The sequence below is a fragment of the Cupriavidus sp. SZY C1 genome (assembly GCF_032190535.1).
GTDB lineage: Bacteria > Pseudomonadota > Gammaproteobacteria > Burkholderiales > Burkholderiaceae > Cupriavidus > Cupriavidus pauculus_C.
Genome location: NZ_JAUANU010000006.1, coordinates 289,797 through 312,812 on the forward strand (window position 1 = coordinate 289,797; position 23,016 = coordinate 312,812).

A 23,016-nucleotide genomic window follows, 5' to 3' on the forward strand; every position below is an offset into this window, starting at 1 on the left:
CGGTATTGTCGCAGATCGATCCTTGGCCGGGATGGCCGCGGCATTCAGGCTTGCGGGTCGTCGACGCCCAGGCATTCGCACATCAGCCGGCGCGCCACGGCGCCGTCGATCACGGCGCCCAGGTCGGTCTGCCGCGCCACCAGTTTCTTGCGCAGCTTGTTGCGGTAGCGGCCCGGCAGTACGTCGGACAGCGCCTCGATCGCGTAGCGCAGCCGCTTGTTGCCGATGCGCAGCTGGTGGACGTGTTCGGTGCGGCCGTCGCGCGCGATGCGGGCGCGCTCGCGCACGTCGGCGCGTGCCTTGCGGATCCGGCGCGGGCCGAACGTCCGCATCCGGCCCCGCGACGGGCGCGCCGCCAGATGCGCCAGGTCACGCTTCAGCGTAGGCAGCGGCGCCTGCCGGTAACGTGACAATCTTGTCATCATCGACGCGTGCGCGGTGGTTCGGCGGGCCTGCGCGGTGTCGATCAGTGCCGCCAGCACGGGGTTGGCGGGCTGCTGCGCCAGTGCCGGGGCCAAGGTCTCGGCGATGAAGACGTCCCAGTCGCGTACGTCGCCGGCGGCGTCGGCTACGTTGTGCAGCGCCTGCTTCCAGCGCGCCTTGACGCTGTCCGGCAGGACCGGGCCGAAGGCCCATGTCACCGCCCGCAGGTGGCGCACGGCCACGCGCAGGTCGTGCACGTCCTCGACCTCGTCGCGATGCTGCAGGGCATCAAGGTGATGGTGCACGGCCTGCAGGCCCGCATCGGCCAGCGCGACGAACGCGGCGGCGGGGCGCATCTTCCGGTGCAGCTCGGGCGGACGGCTCATGGCGGTGTCTCTGTTGGCAAAGAGAGTGACTGCGCAGCGTCCGTCTAGTGTAGGCGACGGCGCACGAGGCTGCCGCCGCCCTGCGTCGGCCGGCTATCGCGTGGCGACGATGAACACGCGCGGAAACGGCAGCAGCACGGTGCCGTCCGCCATCGGCGGGAAGACCTTGGCCAGCGCCGCCTCGTAGCGTGCCAGGTAGTCGGCCTGCTCGGCGGCGTCGAGCGGCGCCAGGAACGGCCGCAGCCCGCTGCCCTTGAACCATTCCACCACCGCTGCCGGGCCGCCCTTGAGCGGGTGCTGGTAGATCGTGCGCCAGATATCCACGCGCGCGCAGTGCGGCTTCAGCAGTTCGTAGTACCAGCGCTCGGACGCCAGCGCGGTGCGGGCATCGGCCGCGGCCGCCAGCTTGGGCGCCCACGGGCCCTGCAGCGCGGTCTCGCGCATCAGCAGGTGCGGCGGTTCGTTGAGGTTGTCGGGCATCTGCACGGCCAGGCTGCCGCCGGGTGCCAGCTTGCCCACCAGCGACGGGAACAGCCGCGCGTGGTCGGGCACCCACTGGAACACGGCGTTGGCCAGGATGACGTCCCAGGGGCCGGCATCGGTCCACTGGGAAACCTCGGCGATGTCGAAGCGCAGGCCGGGCAGCCGCTTGCGCGCGGCGGCGATCATGTCGGCGTCGCTGTCCAGGCCGGTGACTTCCGCCTGCGCATAGCGCGCCGCCAGGACCTCGGTGGAATTGCCGGGGCCACAGCCCACGTCCACCACGCGGCGGGCGCTGGCGGTGGGAATGGCGGCGACGAGGTCCCGCACGGGGCGGGTGCGTTCGTCCTCGAACTGCACGTACTGGCTGGCCGACCACGTCATGGTCTGTCTCCCCTTTGAACCGCCGATCTGGCGAATGTGCGATCTTGCGCGCTTCGGTGCGGCGCAGGTCTTATATAAGACCCAGGCTTCGAAGCATACGCCGGAAACAAAAAACCCGGCACGGGGCCGGGTTTCTCGGTACTGCGGCGGGGGACGGTCAGCCCTTGGCCACCGCGGTCGCCTTGCCCTTGCTGAGCATGCGGTTGATCTGCCACTGCTGGGCGATCGACAGGATGTTGTTCACCACCCAGTACAGCACCAGGCCGGCCGGGAAGAAGAAGAACATGAACGAGAACACCAGCGGCATGATCATCATGACCTTGGCCTGCACGGGGTCCGGCGGCGTCGGGTTCAGCTTGGTCTGCACGAACATCGACACGGCCATCACGACCGGCAGGATGTAGAACGGGTCCGGCACCGAGAGGTCGTGGATCCAGCCCAGCCACGGCGCGCCGCGCATTTCCACCGACGACAGCAGCACCCAGTACAGCGCGATGAACACCGGGATCTGGATCACGATGGGCAGGCAGCCGCCGAGGGGGTTGACCTTCTCGGTGCGGTACAGCGCCATCATCTCCTGGTTCATCTTCTGCGGGTCGCCCTTGTAGCGCTCGCGGATGGCCGTCATGCGCGGCTGCAGGTCCTTCATCTTGCCCATCGACTTGTAGCTGGCGGCCGACAGCGGGAAGAACACCAGCTTGATCAGCACCGTCAGGGCGATGATCGACCAGCCCCAGTTGCCCAGGAAGCCGTGCAGCTTTTCCAGCAGCCAGAACAGCGGCTTGGCCAGGATGGTCAGCCAGCCATAGTCCTTGACCAGCTCCAGGCCCGGCGTCACCTGTTCGAGCATGTGCTCTTCCTGCGGGCCGGCAAACAGGCGCGCGTCGGTGCTGACCGTGGCGCCCGGCGCGATCTGGCCCAGCGGCTGCTGGATACCCACGCGGTACAGGTTCGGGTCGATCTGCTCGGCGTAGAAGCTGTGCTGCTTGCCGTTCTGCGGAATCCAGGCCGACGCGAAGTAGTGCTGCACCATCGCCACCCAGCCGTTGTCGGTGGCGGCCGGCACGGTGGCCTTGCCCTTCGAGATGTCCTCGAAGCTGAGCTTGTGGTACTTGTCGGCGTTCGTGTAGATGGCCGGGCCCGTGAACGTGCTGTAGAACTGCGACTGCTCGACCTTGCTGCCGTCGCGCGCCAGTTCCAGGTACAGCGTGGGCGAGACCGGCGCGGTGCCCGCGTTGGTCACGTCGAAGCGGGCGTCCACCACGTAGCTGCCCTTGCGGAACGTGTAGGTCTTCACCAGCTTCACGCCGTTCTTCTCGGCGGTCAGCACCACGTCGATCTTGTCCTGCCCGGCGGCCAGCGCGCGCGGGCCCGGAGCAGCCGTGAAGACCGTAGTGTGGTTGGGCAGGTCGCCGCCGATCAGGCCCGAGCGGGCCAGGTAGGTGCGCTGCGCATCGCGCTCGAACAGCACCACGGGCTTGCCGTCCTTCTCGTGCTCGTTGAGCAGTTCCAGGCGCGACAGGATGCCGCCGGCGGTGTCGATCTCGGCACGCACTTCGTCAGTGGTGACCACGACCTTCTCGCCCGCGGGCTGGGCCGCCGTGGCCGGAGCCGCCGGCACGGCGCCAGGCGCCGGGGCGCTCGTCCCGCTGGCCTTGGGCACGTCACCCTGGGCGGCCGCGCCGCTGGCACCACCGGCCGGAGCGGCCTGCTGTTGCGTGTTGGCGCTCGGGAAGAACATCGACGCGTGGCCGTTGGCGCGCTGCCAGTTGTCGTAGAGCAGCACGAGGGACATCGAGAAGATGACCCACAGGATGGTGCGTTTGATATCCATGTCTCGCTATGGTCTGGGGAATCAGGGTCTGGGAAGCCGGACCGTGACGGACGGGCGGCCGGGCACGGGTGCGGCGGCCGTTCCGCTTGCTGCGGGCTCGGGCACGGGATCATACCCGCCCTTTGCGAAAGGATGGCAACGGCAGAGTCTGCATGCGGCCATCCACGTGCCGCGCGCCGGGCCATGACTGACGATGGCGTCGCGGGCGTAGTCGGAACAGGTCGGCAGGAAGCGGCACTGCGAGCCCAGGTAGGGACTCAGGGCGATCTTGTAGATACGCAGCAGGGCTAGCAGGATTCGCTTCATGGTGATGGTCAGGCTGGCGCGGCGGGCGCGGCCGGGCTGCCGGGGGGCGGCACGGCCGGGGCGGGCGGCAGGGGCCTGGCGGCAACGTCGAGCAGGCCGACGAGTTCGGCCTGGCAGGCACGCCGGATGGCCGCCCGGCTGGCGAATTCCGCACGCGGAAACTTGGCCTGCAGCCTCAGCAGGATGTCCCGGCCCGCGAATTGGGCCTGCCGGCTCCGGAACAGTTCCCGCACCATGCGCTTCACGAGGTTGCGCTCGGCGGCGCGCGGTGCGAACTTCTTGCCGACCACGATGCCCAGCCGGGCCTGCGGCTGGCCGTTGGCCCGCACGTACAGCACGAAATGCGTGCTGCGGCGGCGGGGCCGCAAAGCAAAAACGGATGAAAACTCATCCGTCTTTGTGAGCCTCGCGGCTTTGGGGAAGGCATGGTCCGACACGCTGGTCAAAGCTGGCGGGAAAGCCGGGCTTCGGCTGCAACGCTGCTGGCCATCCTGGGTGCGAGGCGCTGGGCCGGACGGCGGCAGGCGAGACGGCGGGCCGTCACGCTGCGCTCCATCCGGGCCGGCCGCCCGGCACTCAGATCGCCAGGCGCTTGCGGCCCTTGGCGCGACGTGCGTTGATCACGGCACGGCCGCCGCGGGTCTTCATGCGCACGCGGAAACCATGGGTACGCTTGCGGCGGGTAACGGAAGGTTGGTAGGTACGTTTCATGTTGCACTCTCTGGTTGATCCGGGCTTTCCGGGCGCCGGCCGATGCCGGGGTGCCTTGGCCGCCGCGTATGGTTCGCATGGGGCTGCCGCAATGCAGACGCTTGGTATTCAGGCGAGGTTGCTGCGGCCATGCCGACGATTCTGGTTCTGTCTTGCTGCCGGCCGCCGCTGGCCCTGTCCGTCGGGGACGAAGGCACTGGCGGGGATCAGGCCGCTTGCCCGATGCCGCAGACGCCTTGTGCGCGTATACGGTCCTGGCCAGACCCGGCGATGCGCATACGTGATCCCCTGCCGCATCGCAGAACCCGGCATTTAACCTAGTTTCCGCGCCGCTGTCAAGGCGCCGGACGGGCGATATCGGCGTCGCGCTGCAAAGTGCGACGCGCGCCGCTGTAAACATTGGTGCGCCATTGTCCACAAAGGGCGGTGGGTAACTAATGTGGGTATTCCCGGTCACCTATAGAGGGTACCCGGGCAGGGCAAGTGCTTGTTTCCGATGGATTATCGGTCGGAAAGGCCCCTCCCGCCGCCCGTGGCCCGCGCCGGTTGTGCACACAAATCCACTGTTTTTTCACAACTTGTCCACAGGGTTATCCTTTGTGGATAACTTGGGGCGGGGGGTACAATCCCGGTCCAAACACTACACGGGCCGCGTGGCGCACACACAACCCGGGACTGCCTGCCCTGGTATACCGAGATGTATACCGCGATGAACTCGCATCGACCGCCGTTCGTAGCCCGGCTTCGGGACGGCGTTTTGCCTTTTGCTTCCGCTTGGGGCGGATGGCAAGGCAGCAGCAGACCCGTGGCGCGCGCGTTGCGTCACCCGTGACGGGCCATCGAAGCGATGGTCCGGTCACTTAGAAGAACACATGCAAGATTTCTGGCAGGCAGCAGCCGCGCAACTCGAGCGCGAACTGACGCCCCAACAATTCAAAACCTGGATCAAGCCGTTGGCGCCCGTCGCCTTCGACGAGGAAGCGCATGCGCTGCGGATTGCCGCGCCCAACCGCTTCAAGCTCGACTGGGTCAAGAGCCAGTTCTCGGGCCGCATCACCGCGCTCGCTTGCGAATACTGGGAAACACAGGTCAGCGTTCACTTCGTCCTGGATCCCGCTGCGTCGGGCCGTGCGGCCACCTATACGCAGCAGGCGATGCAGCAGGGGCAGGACAACGGCATGGCCCACGCTGCAATGGGTACGGGCGCGGCGGGCTATCCGGGCGCCCCGGGCGCGGCATCGGCCGGCATGCCGGGCCAGGGCTTCGGACCGGGTGCGTCGCAGCCGGCGCCGTCCCAGGCGGGCGGCTATCCCGGCTATGACAGCCATGCCAGTGGCGCCCAGCCCGGCTACGGCGTGCCCGGCGGGCAGGCGCCCTACCCCTCGCACCCGTCGCACCACGGCGCACCGGGCGGCATGCCGCATCGCGGCGCCGCGCCCACCGGCCATCCGCTCCAGGGCGGCGCCGGCGCGCCGATGCAGGACATGGGCGACATCGACGTGGCCCAGATGGACGCCGCCGAGGCCAGCGCGCGCTCGTACCGCGTGCCGCAGCAGCAGCCCGCCGCGGCCGGCGCCCAGCCGAACGACACGGTGCACGAGCGCTCGCGCCTGAACCCGATCCTGACGTTCGACAACTTCGTGACCGGCAAGGCCAACCAGCTTGCCCGCGCCGCGGCCATCCAGGTGGCCAACAATCCCGGCAAGTCCTACAACCCGCTCTACCTCTACGGCGGCGTGGGCCTGGGCAAGACCCACCTGATCCACGCCATCGGCAATTTCATGCTGATGGAGAACCCGCGCGCGCGCATCCGCTACATCCACGCGGAGCAGTACGTGTCCGACGTGGTCAAGGCGTACCAGCGCAAGGCGTTCGACGAATTCAAGCGCTACTACCACTCGCTGGACCTGCTGCTGATCGACGACATCCAGTTCTTCTCCGGCAAGAACCGCACGCAGGAGGAGTTCTTCTACGCGTTCGAGGCGCTGATCGCCAACCGGGCGCAGGTGATCATCACCAGTGATACCTATCCGAAGGAAATCACCGGCATCGACGACCGGCTGATCTCGCGCTTCGATTCGGGCCTGACCGTGGCGATCGAGCCGCCCGAGCTGGAAATGCGCGTGGCCATCCTGATGAAGAAGGCCGCGGCCGAGAACGTGAGCGTGCCCGAGGAAGTTGCCTTCTTCGTGGCCAAGCACCTGCGCTCGAACGTCCGCGAGCTGGAAGGAGCGCTGCGCAAGATCCTGGCGTTCTCGAACTTCCACGGCAAGGACATCACGATCGAGGTCACGCGCGAGGCGCTGAAGGACCTGCTGACCGTGCAGAACCGCCAAATCTCCGTGGAGAACATCCAGAAGACCTGCGCCGATTTCTACAACATAAAGGTGGCGGACATGTATTCGAAGAAGCGGCCCGCCAACATCGCGCGGCCGCGCCAGATCGCGATGTACCTGGCCAAGGAACTGACGCAGAAGAGCCTGCCCGAGATCGGCGAGCTGTTTGGCGGCCGGGACCACACCACGGTGCTGCACGCGGTGCGCAAGATTGCCGACGAACGCGGCAAGGACGCGCAGTTGAACCACGAACTGCACGTGCTGGAACAGACGCTCAAGGGCTGACCGGCTTTTTTGGCGGCCGGCCTTGCCGGGCTGGCATACTACTGGGTGCGCGCCCGGCGGCAAACGGGCGTCTGAACAACTGTTGTATCGCGGGATTCCGGCCTCAGATAAGGCTTTGCGGTGAGTCGGGACGAGTTGGCGCCGATTGTCGGCCGGGCGTGGCATTTTGTGCACAACCCGGCGCAGCGCCGGATTCGCCCCGCTTCACCGCAGCGGCTTATCCTTGGTACAATCCGGCATTAACTCGTTGATTCCAAAGTGATTTTGGATATCGCGCGTTTTCACCCGATTCCGCGGTCGCCGACGACAAACGACGAAGGATAAATTCAATGCAATTGGTCAAAACCTCGCGAGACAATCTGCTGCGTCCGCTGCAAATCGTGAGCGGCATCGTGGAGCGCCGCCACACCCTCCCGATCCTGGCCAACCTGCTGATTCGCAAGTCCGGCTCGAACGTGTCCTTCCTCTCGACCGACATCGAGATCCAGATCACCACCCATGCCGAATGCGGCGTCGGCAGCGACGACGTGGCCACCACCGTGGCCGCGCGCAAGCTGCTGGACATCCTGCGCGCGATGCCCGACGGCGACGTGGCGCTGTCGCTGAACGACAAGCGCATGACCGTGCAATCGGGCAAGAGCCGCTTCGCGCTGCAGACGCTGGCCGCCGAGGAATTCCCGACCGTTGCCGAGGCCGCCGAGTTCAACGCGAGCGTGAGCCTGCCGCAGAAGACGTTCAAGCACCTGCTGGCGATGGTCCACTTTGCGATGGCGCAGCAGGACATCCGCTACTACCTGAACGGCATGCTGCTGGTGGTGGACGGCAAGAAGGTCATGGCCGTGGCAACCGACGGCCACCGCCTGGCCTACTGCGGCGTGGAACTGGAAAACGAGGCGGCCGGCGTCGGCTCGCGCCAGGAAGTGATCATCCCGCGCAAGACCATCCTGGAACTGCAGCGCCTGCTGGAGGACAACGACGATCCCGTGCAGGTGCAGCTTGCCGCGAACCAGATCAAGTTCACGTTCGCCAACGTGGAACTGATCAGCAAGCTCGTGGAGGGCAAGTTCCCGGACTTCCAGCGCGTGATCCCCAAGGGCTACAAGAATGCGTTCGCGATCGACCGCGTGCAGCTGCAGCAGGCGCTGCAGCGGACGGCGATCCTGACCACGGACAAGTTCAAGGGGGTGCGCTGCATCCTCGACACCCATGTGCTGAAGATCAGCTCGACCAACGCCGACCAGGAAGAGGCGCAGGAAGAGCTGGAACTCGATTATTCGGGCGATGCGCTCGATATCGGCTTTAACGTGACCTACCTGCTCGACGTGCTTGCCAACCTGAAGAGCGAGCAGGTGCAGGTCAGCCTCGGCGACTCCAATTCGAGTGCGCTGATTACCGTGCCGGAAGACGACAACTTCAAGTACGTCGTGATGCCGATGCGCATTTGATGGCCCGCACCGAGTCGCCATCCATACACAATCGGGCACACTCCGCAGCAGGGGCCGGATCCACGGGATCCGCCCCTTTTGCCGTTTTTAAGTAACCCGCAAGACGCGGACCGGCCGCACCCGCCGCCCCTGGCGCAGGTCCGGCCATGGCCGCTTTTGCAGTGAGTATCGTGAGTAGGAAAACATGACCGATCAGCAGAAACCGCAGCAGGAAAACACTTACGGCGCCTCTTCGATCCAGATCCTGGAAGGCCTGGAAGCGGTGCGCAAGCGTCCCGGCATGTACATCGGCGATACGTCGGACGGCACCGGCCTGCACCACCTGGTGTTCGAGGTGCTGGACAACTCGATCGACGAGGCGCTGGCCGGCTATTGCACCGAGATCCTGGTCACGATCCATAGCGACAACTCGATCTCGATCGTGGACAACGGCCGCGGCATCCCGCCGGCCGTGAAGTTCGACGACAAGCACGAGCCTAAGCGCAGCGCGGCGGAAATCGCCATGACCGAGCTGCACGCCGGCGGCAAGTTCAACCAGAACAGCTACAAGGTGTCTGGCGGCCTGCACGGCGTGGGCGTGTCGTGCGTGAACGCGCTGTCCAAATGGCTGCGCCTTACCGTGCGCCGCGACGGCCAGGTCAACCTGATCGAATTCGCCAAGGGCGAGGTCCAGAACCGCATCGTCGAGACCGTGACCGGCCCGGACGGCCAGCCCGTGGAAGTGTCGCCGATGAAGATCGTCGGCGCCACCGACAAGCGCGGCACCGAGGTCCACTTCCTGGCCGACGAGGAAATCTTCACGAACGTGGAGTTCCACTACGAGGTGCTGTCCAAGCGCATCCGCGAGCTGTCGTTCCTGAACAATGGCGTGCACATCAAGCTGGTGGACCAGCGCACGGGCAAGGAAGAGGATTTTGCGTTCTCGGGCGGCGTGAAGGGCTTTGTCGAATACATCAATCGCGCCAAGACCGTGCTGCACCCGACCATCTTCTACGCGAACGCCGAGAAGGACGGCATCGCCGTGGAAGTGGCCATGCAGTGGAACGACGGCTACAACGAGCAGGTGCTCTGCTTCACGAACAACATCCCGCAGCGCGACGGCGGCACCCACCTGACCGGCCTGCGCGCGGCGATGACGCGCGTGATCAACAAGTACATCGAAGAAAACGAGATCGCCAAGAAGGCCAAGGTGGAAACCAGCGGCGACGACATGCGCGAGGGCCTGGCCTGCGTGCTGTCGGTCAAGGTGCCCGAGCCGAAGTTCAGCTCCCAGACCAAGGACAAGCTGGTGTCGTCCGAGGTGCGGCTGCCCGTGGAGGAACTGGTCAGCAAGGCGCTGACGGACTTCCTGCTGGAAACGCCGAACGACGCCAAGATCATCTGCGGCAAGATCGTCGACGCCGCGCGCGCACGCGAGGCCGCCCGCAAGGCCCGCGAGATGACGCGCCGCAAGGGCGTGATGGACGGCATGGGCCTGCCCGGCAAGCTGGCCGACTGCCAGGAAAAGGATCCGGCGCAGTCCGAGCTGTTCCTGGTGGAGGGCGACTCCGCAGGTGGCTCGGCCAAGCAGGGCCGCGACCGCAAGTTCCAGGCAATCCTGCCGCTCAAGGGCAAGATCCTGAACGTGGAGCGCGCCCGCTTCGACAAGATGCTGTCGAGCCAGGAAGTGCTGACGCTGATCACGGCGCTGGGCACCGGCATCGGCAAGGAAGACTACAACCTCGACAAGCTGCGCTACCACCGCATCATCATCATGACCGATGCGGACGTGGACGGCTCGCACATCCGCACGCTGCTGCTGACGTTCTTCTACCGCCAGATGCCCGATATCATCGAGCGCGGCTATGTCTACATCGCGCAGCCGCCGCTGTACAAGATCAAGCACGGCAAGGAAGAGCGCTATATCAAGGACGACAACGAGCTGAACGCCTACATGCTGAAGCTGGCGATGGAAAAGGCCGGCCTGGTGCGCCCGGACGGCAGCGAGATCGCCGGTGACGCGCTGGGCGAGCTGGCCCGCCAGTACCAGCTGACCGAAGGCGTGATCGGCCGGCTGTCGCGGATCGTCGACGTCGAGGCGCTGCGCGCCATCGCCGACGGCGTGGTGCTGGACCTGGACAGCGCGGCCGCCGCGGAGGCATCGGCCGTGGCACTCAAGGCCAAGCTGGCCGAGATGCACGCCAAGACGCTGATCGGCGCCGCCGTGAACGACGACGGCACGGCCGACGTCTACGCGCAGTTCGACGAGAAAACCGACAAGCACCGCCTGATGATTGCGCGGCGCCATCACGGCAACGTGCGGCTGTCGCACCTGGACGCCGACTTCGTCCACGGCGCCGACTACGCCGCGCTGGCCCGCGCCGCCACCACGTTCCAGGGCCTGATCCCGGACGGCACCAAGGTACGCCGCGGCGAAGGCGAAAAGATGCGCGAACAGACCGTGGCGGACTTCCATCAGGCCATGCAGTGGCTGCTGACCGAGGCCGAACGCGGCGTCTCGCGCCAGCGCTACAAGGGCCTGGGCGAAATGAACCCCGAGCAGCTCTTCGAAACCACGCTGGACGTGACGCAGCGCCGCCTGCTGCGGGTCCAGATCGAAGACGCCATCGCCGCCGACCAGATCTTCACGACGCTGATGGGCGACGAAGTGGAACCGCGCCGCAACTTCATCGAGTCGAACGCGCTGGTGGCGCGGAATATTGATGTTTGACGTGGTCGCTCCCGCCTGACCCGCAAATCCCGGCCTCGGCCGGGATTTTTCTTTCCAGCGCTGATTGCATCACTCTGCGGCGCCTGTAATCCATGCAAGAATCCCCACTTTCCCGCCCACCCGCCGCTGTCCCCATGCCCCTCATCGACCTGAAAAATCTCCAGCAAGCCGCGTTCGACTTTGGCGAGGCGCGTGGCTGGGGCAAGTATCACAGTCCGAAGAATCTGGCGATGGCGCTCAGTGTCGAGGTGGCGGAGCTGGTGGAGATATTCCAGTGGCAGACCGAGGAGGAATCGCGGGGTGTCATGTCGACCGACGAGCGCGCGCATGTGGAGCAGGAGCTGGCCGACATCACGATCTACCTGACGCAGCTTGTCACGGCGCTCGGGGTCGACCTCGATGCCGCCGTCCGGGCCAAGATGGCGATGAATGCGCGCAAGTACCCGGCGCCGGGCGCGGAAGGCTGACGGCGGGCTGCGCCGGCGTCACGCCCCCTCGGTTGGCCGTCCTGCTGACAGCTTCGTGCCCCAAATCCAGCTAGACTTTCCCCATTGTCTGTTCCCAGATGGGGAGATCCGGCCATGGCAGCGCGCAAGCCAGCGAAGGTAGCGACAAATATCCACATCGGTATTGGTGGCTGGAATTTTGCGCCGTGGCGCGACAACTTCTATCCGGCCGGCCTGCCGCAGGCGCGCGAACTGGAATACGCGAGCCGGCACCTGACGGCCATCGAGATCAACAGCACCTATCACGGCACGCAGAAGCGGACGTCGTTTGCGAACTGGCGCGATGCCACGCCCGACGACTTTGTGTTCTCGGTGAAGGCGTCGCGTTTTGCCACGAACCGGCGCATCCTGGCCGAGGGCGCCGATTCGATTCACCGGTTTATCGACAGCGGCATCGCCGAGTTGCGGCACAAGCTGGGCCCCGTGGTCTGGCAGTTCGCGCCGACCAAGCAGTTCGTGCCCGACGACTTCGAGGCATTCCTGACCCTGCTGCCAGATTCGGTCGAAGGCGTGACGTTGCGCCATGTGCTGGAAGTGCGTCACGACAGTTTCATGTGTGATGAATTTCTGAAGCTTGCGCGCAAGTACAAGGCCGCAACGGTCTTCACCGATTCGCCGAAGTTTCCGTCGTTTGCCGACCTGACGACCGATTTTGTCTACGCGCGGCTGCTGAACGCCGAGGCGTCCGTCGCCACGGGGTACAAGGATGCCGATCTCGACCAGTGGGCCCAGCGCGTCGGGCAGTGGGCGAAGGGTTCGGCCCCGACCGATCTTCCGCGTGTGGAAGACGCGCCCGGCGCCAGGCTCAAGCCGAAGGCGGTGTACCTCTTCTTCATCAACGGCGCCAAGGAACGGGCGCCGGCCGCCGCCGGCGCGCTGTTGGCCAGGCTGGGCTGGACGCCGACGGAAACCGTGCCCGTAAAGGTGCCGGTGTCGAAGACCGCCGAGGCGGCGGCGAAGACGGCCCCGGCCAAGAAGGCGGCCACCAAGAAACCCGCCGCCAAGAAGCCCGCTACCAAGAAAGCCCCGGCCAAAAAGCCCGCCACCCGGGCCGCCGCCTGACGCGCCCGCTCCTGCCGACCCGCCAGCCATGAGCGTCCGCGAGCCCCCTGCCCTCCGTGCCCGGCCCGGGCGCGAACGGTTCTCGGCGCTGCCGCTGGAGCCGATGTGGCTCGACGCGCTCGCGCAGCTTGGCCACATTGCGATGTCGCCGCTGCAGGCGGTGGCCCTGCCCCTGGCGCTGACCGGCCACGACCTCGTCGTCCAGGTCCGGCCCGGCGCGGGCAGCGTGACGATGCTGGCGGTCGCCCTGCTCCACCGGCTCGATCCGCAGCGCTTCGACGTCCAGACCGTGGTGCTCTGCCCCACGCGCGACCGTGCCGAGGCCGTCGCGCAGCGCATCCGCGACCTCGTGCGCGTGGCCGGACAGGTCAAGGTGGCCGTGCTGTCGGCCGGCACGTCGATGCGGCCACAGATCGACAGCCTGATCCATGGCGCGCATATCGTTGTCGGCACACCGGGCCGGATGCTCGACCACCTCGATGCCGCCAGCCTCGACCTGCGGGCCGTCCACACGCTGATCTTCGACGCGGCCGATACGATGCTCGACATGGGACTGGCTGACGATATCGCGTTCGTCGCCACCCGCTGTCCCAAGGGCCGTCAGACGCTGCTGTTCCACGCTAGCGCCGACGCCGACCTGCCGCCGGACCTCGCGCGGCTGGCGCGCCAGTGGCTCCGGCGGCCCCGGCTGGTGGCGCTGCCGGGCGCGCGCGCCTGAGTTGCAGGGCGGCGCGTGGTGGCGCCACGGGCGGGCGCCAGCGAACGCCGGGCGCCAAGATTCGTGAAAGTCACCCTGTGAGCCGCGCCGATCCTTTGCTAATCTGGTTAGACGCTGGCCGGCCCCGGGGGGCGCGCGGCGCGCGCAGCACCGCTGATCGAACCACGCCAGCCAGCAACTGTTTCCAAAACGGCAACAAGGAGTCGGTGACATGAAGACCGCACGGCAGGTTCTGGAAAACAAGGCAAGCCACGCCATCTACAGCATCCCGCCCTCGGCGACGGTGTACGCGGCGCTGCAGTTGATGGCCGAAAAGGGCATCGGGGCGCTGCTGGTGATGGAGCACGACAAGATCGTCGGCATCCTGAGCGAGCGCGATTACGCGCGAAAAGTGATTCTGATGCAACGTACGTCGCGCGAAACGCTGGTCAAGGAGATCATGACCACGGCCGTGATCTACGTGCGCGCCGACCAGACGACCGACGACTGCATGGCGCTGATGACCCGCCACCGCCTGCGCCACCTGCCGGTGATGGACAGCGATTCGCTGCTCGGCATGCTGTCGATCGGTGACCTCGTGAACGACATCATCAGCGAGCAGCGCTTCACCATCGAGCAACTCGAACACTACATCACCGGCGGCGCGCGCTGACGGCGCCCGCCTGTTTCCCATCGTCTCACCCCAGTCCTACCCAAGATCGGAAGCCGTGCCCGCCGCGCATGGTGCGTGACGGGCACGGCACGCGTACGCGGTGAGCCGCCCCAGGCGGCAGATACATCCTCAGCGCCAAATGCTGAGCATGCATATAATTATGCGGTTGCTGAATAAGGCTGCGTCGATGTCACGCGGCCGGATCGTCCGAGCCGGCGCCAGCCGGCGGGTCCGCCAGCCCCCTCCCTCGCCACCGCATGTCTCCGCCCTCTTCTTCCCAGTCAGCCGCCCTGGACGCCGCCGCGCCCGTCCACGACCACGCCGCGATCATGCGCGTGATCGGCGGCATCGTGCTCTGCATCCTGCTGGCCGCGCTCGACCAGACCGTCGTGATACCGGCCGTGCCGGCCATCGCCAACGACCTGAACGGCTTCAGCCACCTGTCGTGGATCGTCACGGCCTACCTGATCGTGTCGACGGTGACCACACCGCTGTACGGCAAGCTGTCCGACAGTTTCGGGCGCCGCCGCCTGCTGATGCTGGCGATCACGCTGTTCATCGCCGCGTCCGTGGCCTGCGCGCTGGCGCAGAGCCTGACGCAACTGATTCTGTTCCGCGCGCTGCAGGGCGTGGGCGGCGGCGGGCTGATGTCGCTGGCGCAGGCGGCCATTGCCGATGTGGTGGCGCCCCGCCAGCGCGGCCGCTACCAGGGCTACCTGGCCACGGTATGGGCCGTTTCGTCGATTGCCGGGCCGCTGGTCGGCGGCTGGGTGTCAGACCACATGTCGTGGCGCTGGCTGTTCTGGATCAACGTGCCGCTGGGCCTGTTGGCGATGGCGATGTGCTATCGCGGGCTGGCCAATCTGCGCCCGCGCGGCGGCCGCGCTCAGGTGGACTTGCTGGGCGCCAGCCTGCTGGCGGTGGCCATCGTCGCCTTCCTGCTGGCGATGAGCTGGGCCGGCGAAGCCTTCGACTGGATCTCGCTGGAAATGGCCGCCCTGCTGCTGGTGACCGTGGTGGCCGTGGCGCTGCTCGCCTGGCAGGAACGTCGCGCGCCCGATCCGATGCTGCCGCCGCGCCTGTTTGCCAACCGGGCGTACGTGATGGGCGTGGGCGCGTCGGCGCTGGCCGCGCTGAACATCTTCCTGTGCATCTTCGCCCTGCCGCTGCATTTCCAGCTCGTGCGCGATGCCGATGCGTCGATGTCGGGCCTGCTCGTGGTGCCGTTCCTGCTGTCCACGGTGGCCGGCAACTTCGTGGTCGCCTGGCTGGCCCCGCGCCTGGGCCGCATGCGCGAGATCCTGACGGGTGGCTACGTGGCGGCGTCGGTCGGGCTGGTGTCGCTGGCGACGGTGACCGCCGCGGTGCCCACCGCGCTGGTGCTGCTGGCGATGACGATTGCCGGCATCGGGCTGGGCATGGCGATGGTCGGCACGCTGATCACCGTCCAGAACGCGCTGGAGCGCCGCGACATGGGCGCCGGCACGGGCGCCCTGCTGGTGATCCGGTCGCTGGGCAGCGCGCTTGGCGGCGCGCTGGCCGGTACGCTGCTGGCCATGGAATTCCGCGATGCGCTGGCGCGCTCGGGCGTGACCCAGCCGCTCGACCTTGGCTCGCTGCGCCATGGCAGCGAGGCGATGGCCCACCTGTCGCCGGCCGTGCACCAGGTGCTGGCCGGCGGCGTCGAGTCCGGCTTCCACCTGATCTTCGCGGCCGGCGCCGTGGCCGCCATCGTGGCGCTCGTGATCGTCCGCCGCATGCCGGACCTGGAACTGCGCAGCAGCGTGACCGAGCACGCGGCCAAGATCCATATGGATTGAAGCACCGCGCTGCGGCCCCGCGTCATGACGCGGCAGGGCCGGAGGCGTAGACTTGCCTGCCACCCAACGGAAAATCGGAGCCTGAATCCATGTCTCGCCAATCCACCCCGGCCGCCGCAGTGAACAGGGATCGGATGCAGCCCGCGCGCCAGCGTGCCGCGCTGCTGGGCGCCCTGGGGCTGGCCGCCGTGGCCGCGCTGCTGCCGCCGCCGGCCCGTGCCGCCGACAAGTCCGCGTCGCCGGTGGCGGCGCAGGCGGCCGGTAGCTGCCCCGCCGCGTTGAACTTCCGCTTTCCGCGCCTGCAGGACGAGGCGCCGCAGAACCTGTGCCAGTACGCCGGCAAGGTCGTGCTGGTCGTCAACACGGCCAGCTACTGCGGTTTCACGCCGCAGTACGAGGGGCTGGAGCAGCTTTACGCCAAGTACCGCGACCGCGGGCTGGTGGTGCTGGGCTTCCCGTCGAACGATTTCTCGCAGGAGCCCGGCTCGGCCAAGGAAATCTCCGACTTCTGCTACAACACCTACGGCGTCAAGTTTCCGATGCTGGGCAAGTCCCACGTGCGCGGCGACGAGGCCAATCCGATGTACATCATGCTGGCCAAGGAAACCGGTACCGCGCCGAAATGGAACTTCTACAAGTACCTGATCGACCGCAAGGGCCAGGTCGTCGGCAGCTACAACAGCATGGTCAAGCCCGACGACAAGCAGCTCGTGGCGAAGATCGAGGCGCTGCTGGGTACGCGCTGAACCGCCCCCTGATTACCCGCTGGGCCCGCGCCGAAACCGCGCCGGGCAACGCCGCGCGCTGGCAGACAAGCTCGCGGCGCTGACGTTTATCCGAGGAGACACCATGAAACTTGTCCGCGTAGGAAAGCCCGGCGCCGAGCGCCCGGGCCTGGTAGACCGTGACGGCCGCGTGCGCGACCTGTCCGGCGTGATCGGCAATATCGGCCCCGCCGAACTGGCGCCGGCGGCGCTGGCCAGGCTGGCCGCCATCGACCCGGCCACGCTGCCGGTGTTGGACGGCGAGCGCCACGGCGTGCCCTGGACCGGCATCGGCAAGATCATCGCCATCGGCCTGAACTACGCCGACCATGCGGCCGAGGCGGGCATGCCGCTGCCGGCCGAGCCCATCGTGTTCCTGAAGGCCAATACGTCGCTGAACGGGCCCAACGACGCGGTGATGCTGCCGTTCGAATCGCAGAAGTCGGACTGGGAGGTGGAACTGGGCGTGGTGATCGGCACGACGGCGCGCAATGTGTCGAAGGCCCAGGCGCTGGAACACGTGGCCGGCTACTGCGTGGTCAACGACGTGTCGGAACGCGAATTCCAGCTTGAGCGCGGCGGCACGTGGGACAAGGGCAAGGGCTGCGACACGTTCTGCCCGGTCGGCCCGTGGCTGGTGACGCGCGACGAGGTGCCCGACGCGCAGCAGCTGGGCATGTGGCTCGACGTCAATGGCGAGCGCATGCAGAAGGGCAGCACGGCCACGATGGTGTTCGACGTGGCCACCATCGTCAGCTATGTCAGCCGCTTCATGACGCTGGAACCCGGCGACCTGATCGCCACCGGCACGCCGCCCGGCGTGGGCATGGGGTTCAAGCCGCCGCGCTACCTGAAGGCCGGCGATGTCATGCGCCTGGGCATCGAGGGCCTGTGCGAGCAGTCGCAGGCCGTGGTGGCCTACGGCGAACGCTAGATTCTGCGATGTGAAAAATGCGGGGCCCCACGGGGTTCCCCGCTGAAACATCGTCTTGCAAAGCGTCGCGTTTGCAAACAAAGCGTACGATTAGGGCAACGGTTTTGGGCCCATATGGGGCGCTTTCGCACGAAATACGCATTCGGGGTTTTCCCTCTGGACCCTGCGTGAAATACTGTTCATACATGTCTGCCAGATAAGAGCAATGCCATGTCTGAACACGCCCCCGAAATCGAATCGATACTGAACGTATCGGTCAGCCTCGCCAAGGACGCCCCCACGCGCTCCTACTGCACCGTTCACGACACGCTCGACTCGCGTGACGAACTGCAGGACATCCGCCGCAGCATCCACCAGCATCCCGAACTTGCGTTCAACGAAGTCCGTACCGCCGAGCTTGTCGCCAGCAAGCTGGAAGGGTGGGGCTTCACGGTGACGCGCGGGGTGGGCGGCACCGGCGTGGTGGCGACCCTGCGGTCCGGCAGCGGCAAACGCAGTGTCGGCATCCGCGCCGACATGGACGCGCTGCCGATCCACGAACGCTCCGGCCTGCCGTACGCCAGCGTCAACGAAGGCAAGATGCACGCCTGCGGCCACGACGGCCACACCGCGGTGCTGCTGGGCGCGGCGCGCCAGCTGGCCCGCACGCGGCATTTCAACGGCACCGTCCACCTGATCTTCCAGCCGGCCGAGGAAATCGGCGCCGGCGGCGGCGCCGAGCGGATGCTGGCCGACGGCCTGTTCGAACGCTTTCCGTGCGACGCCATCTTCGGCCTGCATAACCATCCGGGTGTCGAAGCCGGTACCTTCATGTTCCGCAGCGGCCCGTTCATGGCCGCCTGCGACACCGTCGCCATCACGATCAAGGGCAAGGGCGGCCATGCCGCGCGGCCGCACCAGTCGATCGACCCGATCCTCGTGGCCGGCAGCCTGGTGATGGCGCTGCAGTCCATCGTGGCGCGCAACGTGGACCCCAACGAGACGGCCGTGGTCACCATCGGCACGCTGCACGCGGGCCATGCCCCGAACGTGATTCCGGACAGCGCGCGCATGGAAGTGAGCGTGCGGTCGTTCAGCGCCGAGGTGCGGGCGTCGATGGAGGCGCGCATCCGCCAACTGGTGACGTCGCACGCCGAAGGGTACGGCGCCACGGCCGAGATCGACTACGTGCGTGGCTATCCGGTGCTGGTCAACAGCGAGGCCGAGACCGAGTTCGCCCGGCAGGTGGCCGAGGAACTGGTGGGCCCCGAGCGCGCCATCGGCAATTTCCACCGCATCGCCGGCAGCGAGGACTTTGCGTACTTCCTGCAGCAGCGGCCCGGCTGCTTCGTGCGGATGGGCAACGGCGCCAACCAGCCGTTGCTGCACAACGCAGGCTACGACTTCAACGACGACAACCTGACCGTCGGCGCCGCGTACTGGACGCGCCTGGTCGAGCGGTACCTGGCCGACTGAGCGCCGACCGAGCCGACCGAGCCGACCCGGCCGGCCTAGCGGAAGAACGCGCTCGGCGGCACGCCAAACTGCCGCCGGAACATCGTCGCAAACGCGCTGGGGCTGTCGTAGCCCATCTCCAGCGCCACATCCAGCACCTTGTCGCCGGCCGCCAGCCGTTCCAGCGCGGCCAGCAGCCGCGCCTGCTGGCGCCACTGGCCGAAGGTCATCCCCGTTTCCCTGGCAAAGCGCCGCTGGATCGTCTTCGGGTCCACGCCCAGCCGCGCGCCCCAGTCGGCCAGCGTCAGCGCGCTGTCCGGCGTGTCGACGATCTGGTCGCAGATGCTGCGCAGGGCGGCGTCGGCCGGGCGGGGCAGGTGCAGCGGCAGCGTGGGCACCAGCTTCACCTCATCCAGCAGCAGCCGCATCAGCCGGCCGTCGCGCGAGTCGGCGTCGTAGTGCGGCGGGATGTCGATGGCGGCCAGGATCAGCTCGCGCAGCAGCGGCGAGATGCCAAGCACGGTGCAGCCGGTGGGCAGGTCCGGCGCCGCATCGGGCCGGATATAGGCCGTGCGCATCTGCACGCGGCCGACCATGCGGATCCAGTGCACGGTGCCGCCGGGCATCCACATGCCGCGCGTGGGCGGCACGGTCCACTGGCCTTCGGCCGTGGAGACGACCATCACGCCATGCATCGCATGGATCAGTTGGGCGTGGGGATGCTGGTGCGGCTTGGTGACGTGGCCGGGCACGTAGTCGGCCGCCATGGCCGTGACCGGCATCGGGCTGCGGTCGTAGCGCAGGTATGCGGGATGGTCGGCGTAGGTGTCGGCGCGGCCCGCCATGGCGGGGTCGGTCGGGGCGTCGGCGGGCAGGGGTTTGCTGCCGGGCGTGTCGTGATCCACCCACGGCACCGTCGGGCGGCCGGCCGTGCGGCCGGGAGGAGGGCGCTGGGCACCGGGCATGTCCTTTTCTCCAAGGTTGCGGCCTCATTCTCGCAGGACAGGCGCCGATTTGCCAATTAGCATCACCGAACGTCCAGAAGGCCGTACGAGCCCGCCGGGACGGAATTCCGAAGAGCCCTCGGCCAATGCGCCCCCCGACCATGAGCACAACCGTCCAATCCGCCACCCCGGCGCAACGCGAGGAAGGCACGCGCTTCCGCGTGCTGTACGCGATCAGCTTCGCGCACTTCCTCAACGACATGATCCAGTCGCTGATCCTGGCCATCTATCCGATGCTCAAGGGCGGCTTCAACCTCAGCTTCACGCAGATCGGCCTGCTGACGCTGACGTACCAGATCACCGCCTCGCTGCTGCAGCCCATCGTCGGCCTGTACACGGACAAGCATCCGAAACCCCATTCGCTGGCCATCGGCATGGGCTTCACGCTGGCCGGGCTGCTGCTGCTGTCGGTGGCGCCCACCTATGGCGTGCTGCTGGTGGCCGCCGCGCTGGTCGGGACGGGATCGTCGATCTTCCACCCGGAATCGTCGCGCGTGGCGCGGCTGGCGTCCGGCGGTCAGCACGGGCTGGCGCAGTCGATCTTCCAGGTGGGCGGCAACGGCGGCAGCGCCATGGGGCCGCTGCTGGCAGCGTGGATCGTCCATACGCAGGGCAGCGTGGCGTGGTTCTCGCTGGCCGCGCTGCTGGCCATCGCCGTGCTGTGGCAGATTGGCGGCTGGTACGGCCGGCACCTGGCCGAGCGCGCCGCCAGGAAGAAGACGGCCGGCGTGGCGGCGAGCCGCCTGCCCACGTCCACGGTGGTGCGCGCCATCACGGTGCTGCTGCTGCTGATCTTCTCCAAGTACTTCTACATGGCCAGCCTGAACACGTACTACACGTTCTACCTGATGGAGAAGTTCGGGCTCCAGCGCCAGACCTCGCAGGTCTACCTGTTCCTGTTCCTGTTCGCGGTGGCGGCCGGCACCATCCTGGGCGGCCCGATTGGCGACCGCATCGGCCGCAAGCGCGTGATCTGGGCGTCGATCCTGGGCGTGGCGCCGTTCACGCTGATGCTGCCGCACGCCAACCTGTTCTGGACGGCCGTGCTGACCGTGATCATCGGCTTCATCCTGGCGTCGGCGTTCTCGGCCATCCTGGTCTTTGCGCAGGAGCTGATCCCGGGCAAGGTGGGCATGGTCTCCGGCCTGTTCTTCGGCTTTGCGTTCGGCATGGGCGGCATCGGTGCCGCGGTGCTGGGCAAGCTGGCCGACGTGCACGGTATCGAGGCCGTCTACCAGTTCTGCGCCTTCCTGCCGCTGCTGGGCCTGCTGGCGGTATTCCTGCCAGACCTGCGGGAGCGGGCCAAGGCTGCCTGACGGGGCAGCGCCGATGGCTGGCTACCCTCCGTCCGCATCGCGGGGGGGGAGAAACCAGCGCGGAAACCAGCGCGGAAACCACAGCGGCGGCCACGGCGCGTACCCTGGCATCGGTTTTGCGGCATCATCTCGGTCATGAAGTCCGCCGTGCCCCCGTCCTCCGCCGCCACACCCCCCGTGCCCGCCCGTCGCGCCTGCGCCCACTGCCTGGCCCTGGCCGACGATCCGCGCCGGCGCGAGCCGCATGCGTGCCTGGCGCTGCGCAACACGGCGCCGCTGGTCAGCCAGAGCGCGGCCGGGGTGCCGTTCAGCATGATGGCGTTCACCTGCCGCGAGTGCGGCACCGCGTGGCGGCTCTACGACCGCGCCAACGAGCTGTTCGTCTCCTGGGTGCCCGAGCATCCGCTGGTGCGATAGCCGCGCGCGGCGGCCGGCCGCAGAGGCCGATCGGCTAAGATAGCGCGCGTCTCTCCCCCGTTCATCCCCATTCGAAGCCCGACCATGGCCGATTTCCGCCTCCTGCCGCTGCGCGCCGCCTGCGTGGCCGTCGCACTGATTTCCACCGCCCCCGCGTTCGCCGCCGACAACTACCCCAGCCGGCCGATCCGCATGATCGTGGCCTATCCCACGGGCGGCATCAGCGATGCCGTGGCGCGCGCGCTGGGCGAGAAGCTGTCGGCCCAGATGGGCACCTCGGTCGTGGTGGAGAACAAGGCCGGCGCCGGCGGCAGCATCGGCATCGACGCCGTGGCCAAGGCCGCGCCGGACGGCTACACGCTCGGCTTCGCGTCGACCAGCCCGCTCACGCTCAACCCCCACGTCGGCCACGTCAACTACGACCCCCAGCGCGATGTGGCGCCCGTGATGAGCGTCATGTATTCGCCGGTGCTGGTGGTGGCCACGCCCAGCTTCACGGGCAAAACGTTCCAGGACCTGATCGCCCAGTCGAAGGCCAAGCCGGGCTCGGTGCGCTGGGCCACGTCGGGCCTGGGCACGGTCGGCCACGTGATGCTGGAGCAGATTCGCGCCAAGTCGCAGGCCGACATCACGCTGATTCCGTACAAGGGCGCCGGCCAGCAGCTCAACGACGCGCTGGGCGGCCAGTTCGAGGCCATGAGCACCAACGCCAGCCCGATGCTGACCCAGCACATGCAGGCCGGCCGGCTGCGCGCCATCGCCGTGGGCGCGCCCAAGCGGCTGGACGGCCTGCCCAACGTGCCGACGTTCGACGAACTCGGCTACCCGAAGGCCAACCTGACGTCGACGTTCGGCGTCTTCGCGCCCGGCAAGACGCCGGCCGCCATCGTCGACCGGCTCAACGCCGAGCTGAACAAGGCGCTGGCCGAGCCCGAGGTGCGCGACCGCCTGATGCGCGGCGGCGAAGTGCCCACCGGCGGCTCGGCCAGGCAGTTCGCCGCGGCCATCCGCGCCGAATCGCAGGAAAACGCCCGCATCGTCAAGGAAGCCGGCATCAAGGCCGACTGACCCCCTGACCGACTGACCGCC

21 protein-coding genes are annotated in these 23,016 nt (G+C 67.5%); 14 read left to right on the top strand and 7 right to left on the bottom strand.

Annotation, left to right across the window (positions count from 1 at the left end; all coding sequences use genetic code 11):
• Positions 1 to 44 precede the first annotated feature (44 nt).
• The 6 genes from QTN24_RS12500 to rpmH all read right to left on the bottom strand — a co-directional run bounded on the left by QTN24_RS12500 (position 45) and on the right by rpmH (position 4,524).
• Positions 45 to 809, bottom strand: a complete 765-nt coding sequence (locus QTN24_RS12500) for a CHAD domain-containing protein (RefSeq protein ID WP_313837421.1) — start codon at positions 807 to 809, stop codon at positions 45 to 47.
• Positions 810 to 902: 93 nt separating this feature from the next.
• Entirely contained in the window at positions 903 to 1,673 is a 771-nt protein-coding gene (gene tam, locus QTN24_RS12505) for a trans-aconitate 2-methyltransferase (RefSeq protein ID WP_313837423.1), read from the bottom strand.
• Positions 1,674 to 1,830: 157 nt separating this feature from the next.
• Positions 1,831 to 3,507, bottom strand: a complete 1,677-nt coding sequence (gene yidC / locus QTN24_RS12510; protein WP_313837425.1) for a membrane protein insertase YidC — start codon at positions 3,505 to 3,507, stop codon at positions 1,831 to 1,833.
• Between the two features lie 21 nt (positions 3,508 to 3,528).
• Positions 3,529 to 3,813, bottom strand: a complete 285-nt coding sequence (yidD, locus tag QTN24_RS12515) for a membrane protein insertion efficiency factor YidD (protein WP_124682794.1) — start codon at positions 3,811 to 3,813, stop codon at positions 3,529 to 3,531.
• 8 nt (positions 3,814 to 3,821) lie between these two features.
• Entirely contained in the window at positions 3,822 to 4,250 is a 429-nt protein-coding gene (gene rnpA, locus QTN24_RS12520) for a ribonuclease P protein component (protein ID WP_313837468.1), read from the bottom strand.
• A gap of 139 nt (positions 4,251 to 4,389) precedes the next feature.
• A complete protein-coding gene (gene rpmH, locus QTN24_RS12525) occupies positions 4,390 to 4,524 on the bottom strand; it encodes a 50S ribosomal protein L34 (protein ID WP_008650850.1) in 135 nt (44 codons plus the stop codon).
• 872 nt (positions 4,525 to 5,396) lie between these two features.
• Here rpmH and dnaA point away from each other — a divergent pair.
• The 11 genes from dnaA to QTN24_RS12580 all read left to right on the top strand — a co-directional run bounded on the left by dnaA (position 5,397) and on the right by QTN24_RS12580 (position 19,211).
• Entirely contained in the window at positions 5,397 to 7,145 is a 1,749-nt protein-coding gene (gene dnaA / locus QTN24_RS12530) for a chromosomal replication initiator protein DnaA (RefSeq protein ID WP_313837427.1), read from the top strand.
• 329 nt (positions 7,146 to 7,474) lie between these two features.
• Complete coding sequence (dnaN, locus tag QTN24_RS12535) at positions 7,475 to 8,590, top strand: DNA polymerase III subunit beta (protein ID WP_124682792.1); 1,116 nt, start codon at positions 7,475 to 7,477, stop codon at positions 8,588 to 8,590.
• 184 nt (positions 8,591 to 8,774) lie between these two features.
• The gene (gyrB, locus tag QTN24_RS12540) at positions 8,775 to 11,300 is read left to right on the top strand and encodes a DNA topoisomerase (ATP-hydrolyzing) subunit B (RefSeq protein ID WP_124682791.1); all 2,526 of its coding nucleotides are present in this window, start codon (positions 8,775 to 8,777) and stop codon (positions 11,298 to 11,300) included.
• Positions 11,301 to 11,434: 134 nt separating this feature from the next.
• A complete protein-coding gene (locus QTN24_RS12545) occupies positions 11,435 to 11,767 on the top strand; it encodes a nucleotide pyrophosphohydrolase (RefSeq protein WP_124682790.1) in 333 nt (110 codons plus the stop codon).
• A 114-nt stretch (positions 11,768 to 11,881) separates the two neighbouring features.
• Positions 11,882 to 12,868, top strand: coding sequence for a DUF72 domain-containing protein (locus tag QTN24_RS12550; protein ID WP_313837432.1), 987 nt, complete (start codon positions 11,882 to 11,884; stop codon positions 12,866 to 12,868).
• A 28-nt stretch (positions 12,869 to 12,896) separates the two neighbouring features.
• Positions 12,897 to 13,586, top strand: a complete 690-nt coding sequence (locus QTN24_RS12555; protein ID WP_124682788.1) for a DEAD/DEAH box helicase — start codon at positions 12,897 to 12,899, stop codon at positions 13,584 to 13,586.
• Positions 13,587 to 13,797: 211 nt separating this feature from the next.
• Positions 13,798 to 14,238: a CBS domain-containing protein gene (locus tag QTN24_RS12560; RefSeq protein ID WP_124682787.1), complete on the top strand. Its 441-nt coding sequence runs from the start codon at positions 13,798 to 13,800 to the stop codon at positions 14,236 to 14,238.
• Positions 14,239 to 14,567: 329 nt separating this feature from the next.
• Positions 14,568 to 16,058 carry an MDR family MFS transporter gene (locus tag QTN24_RS12565; protein ID WP_313837470.1) on the top strand — a complete coding sequence of 497 codons (1,491 nt, stop codon included), beginning with the start codon at positions 14,568 to 14,570 and terminating at the stop codon, positions 16,056 to 16,058.
• Between the two features lie 134 nt (positions 16,059 to 16,192).
• Positions 16,193 to 16,804: a glutathione peroxidase gene (locus QTN24_RS12570; RefSeq protein ID WP_313837472.1), complete on the top strand. Its 612-nt coding sequence runs from the start codon at positions 16,193 to 16,195 to the stop codon at positions 16,802 to 16,804.
• A gap of 103 nt (positions 16,805 to 16,907) precedes the next feature.
• The gene (locus QTN24_RS12575; RefSeq protein WP_313837435.1) at positions 16,908 to 17,756 is read left to right on the top strand and encodes a fumarylacetoacetate hydrolase family protein; all 849 of its coding nucleotides are present in this window, start codon (positions 16,908 to 16,910) and stop codon (positions 17,754 to 17,756) included.
• Positions 17,757 to 17,966: 210 nt separating this feature from the next.
• A complete protein-coding gene (locus tag QTN24_RS12580; RefSeq protein ID WP_313837436.1) occupies positions 17,967 to 19,211 on the top strand; it encodes a M20 aminoacylase family protein in 1,245 nt (414 codons plus the stop codon).
• Positions 19,212 to 19,246: 35 nt separating this feature from the next.
• On the opposite strand, the gene QTN24_RS12585 is transcribed toward QTN24_RS12580, so the two are convergent.
• A complete protein-coding gene (locus tag QTN24_RS12585) occupies positions 19,247 to 20,065 on the bottom strand; it encodes an AraC family transcriptional regulator (RefSeq protein WP_124685001.1) in 819 nt (272 codons plus the stop codon).
• 230 nt (positions 20,066 to 20,295) lie between these two features.
• Between QTN24_RS12585 and QTN24_RS12590 the strand changes: the two genes are divergently transcribed.
• The 3 genes from QTN24_RS12590 to QTN24_RS12600 all read left to right on the top strand — a co-directional run bounded on the left by QTN24_RS12590 (position 20,296) and on the right by QTN24_RS12600 (position 22,995).
• A complete protein-coding gene (locus tag QTN24_RS12590) occupies positions 20,296 to 21,510 on the top strand; it encodes an MFS transporter (protein WP_124682784.1) in 1,215 nt (404 codons plus the stop codon).
• Positions 21,511 to 21,645: 135 nt separating this feature from the next.
• Complete coding sequence (locus QTN24_RS12595) at positions 21,646 to 21,927, top strand: hypothetical protein (RefSeq protein WP_313837437.1); 282 nt, start codon at positions 21,646 to 21,648, stop codon at positions 21,925 to 21,927.
• An 84-nt stretch (positions 21,928 to 22,011) separates the two neighbouring features.
• A complete protein-coding gene (locus QTN24_RS12600; RefSeq protein ID WP_313837439.1) occupies positions 22,012 to 22,995 on the top strand; it encodes a tripartite tricarboxylate transporter substrate binding protein in 984 nt (327 codons plus the stop codon).
• The last annotated feature ends 21 nt before the right edge of the window (positions 22,996 to 23,016 follow it).

Excerpts from the sequence above, each read along its gene's own strand:
- rpmH (WP_008650850.1), bottom strand. The coding sequence starts at position 4,524 with ATGAAACGTACCTACCAACCTTCCGTTACCCGCCGCAAGCGTACCCAT.
- QTN24_RS12595 (WP_313837437.1), top strand. The coding sequence starts at position 21,646 with ATGAAGTCCGCCGTGCCCCCGTCCTCCGCCGCCACACCCCCCGTGCCC.
- QTN24_RS12500 (WP_313837421.1), bottom strand. The coding sequence starts at position 809 with ATGAGCCGTCCGCCCGAGCTGCACCGGAAGATGCGCCCCGCCGCCGCG.
- QTN24_RS12580 (WP_313837436.1), top strand. The coding sequence starts at position 17,967 with ATGTCTGAACACGCCCCCGAAATCGAATCGATACTGAACGTATCGGTC.
- QTN24_RS12545 (WP_124682790.1), top strand. The coding sequence starts at position 11,435 with ATGCCCCTCATCGACCTGAAAAATCTCCAGCAAGCCGCGTTCGACTTT.
- gyrB (WP_124682791.1), top strand. The coding sequence starts at position 8,775 with ATGACCGATCAGCAGAAACCGCAGCAGGAAAACACTTACGGCGCCTCT.
- QTN24_RS12570 (WP_313837472.1), top strand. The coding sequence starts at position 16,193 with ATGCAGCCCGCGCGCCAGCGTGCCGCGCTGCTGGGCGCCCTGGGGCTG.
- QTN24_RS12565 (WP_313837470.1), top strand. The coding sequence starts at position 14,568 with ATGCGCGTGATCGGCGGCATCGTGCTCTGCATCCTGCTGGCCGCGCTC.
- yidD (WP_124682794.1), bottom strand. The coding sequence starts at position 3,813 with ATGAAGCGAATCCTGCTAGCCCTGCTGCGTATCTACAAGATCGCCCTG.
- QTN24_RS12550 (WP_313837432.1), top strand. The coding sequence starts at position 11,882 with ATGGCAGCGCGCAAGCCAGCGAAGGTAGCGACAAATATCCACATCGGT.
- QTN24_RS12575 (WP_313837435.1), top strand. The coding sequence starts at position 16,908 with ATGAAACTTGTCCGCGTAGGAAAGCCCGGCGCCGAGCGCCCGGGCCTG.
- dnaN (WP_124682792.1), top strand. The coding sequence starts at position 7,475 with ATGCAATTGGTCAAAACCTCGCGAGACAATCTGCTGCGTCCGCTGCAA.
- QTN24_RS12600 (WP_313837439.1), top strand. The coding sequence starts at position 22,012 with ATGGCCGATTTCCGCCTCCTGCCGCTGCGCGCCGCCTGCGTGGCCGTC.
- QTN24_RS12560 (WP_124682787.1), top strand. The coding sequence starts at position 13,798 with ATGAAGACCGCACGGCAGGTTCTGGAAAACAAGGCAAGCCACGCCATC.
- QTN24_RS12590 (WP_124682784.1), top strand. The coding sequence starts at position 20,296 with ATGAGCACAACCGTCCAATCCGCCACCCCGGCGCAACGCGAGGAAGGC.
- QTN24_RS12555 (WP_124682788.1), top strand. The coding sequence starts at position 12,897 with ATGAGCGTCCGCGAGCCCCCTGCCCTCCGTGCCCGGCCCGGGCGCGAA.
- dnaA (WP_313837427.1), top strand. The coding sequence starts at position 5,397 with ATGCAAGATTTCTGGCAGGCAGCAGCCGCGCAACTCGAGCGCGAACTG.
- yidC (WP_313837425.1), bottom strand. The coding sequence starts at position 3,507 with ATGGATATCAAACGCACCATCCTGTGGGTCATCTTCTCGATGTCCCTC.
- tam (WP_313837423.1), bottom strand. The coding sequence starts at position 1,673 with ATGACGTGGTCGGCCAGCCAGTACGTGCAGTTCGAGGACGAACGCACC.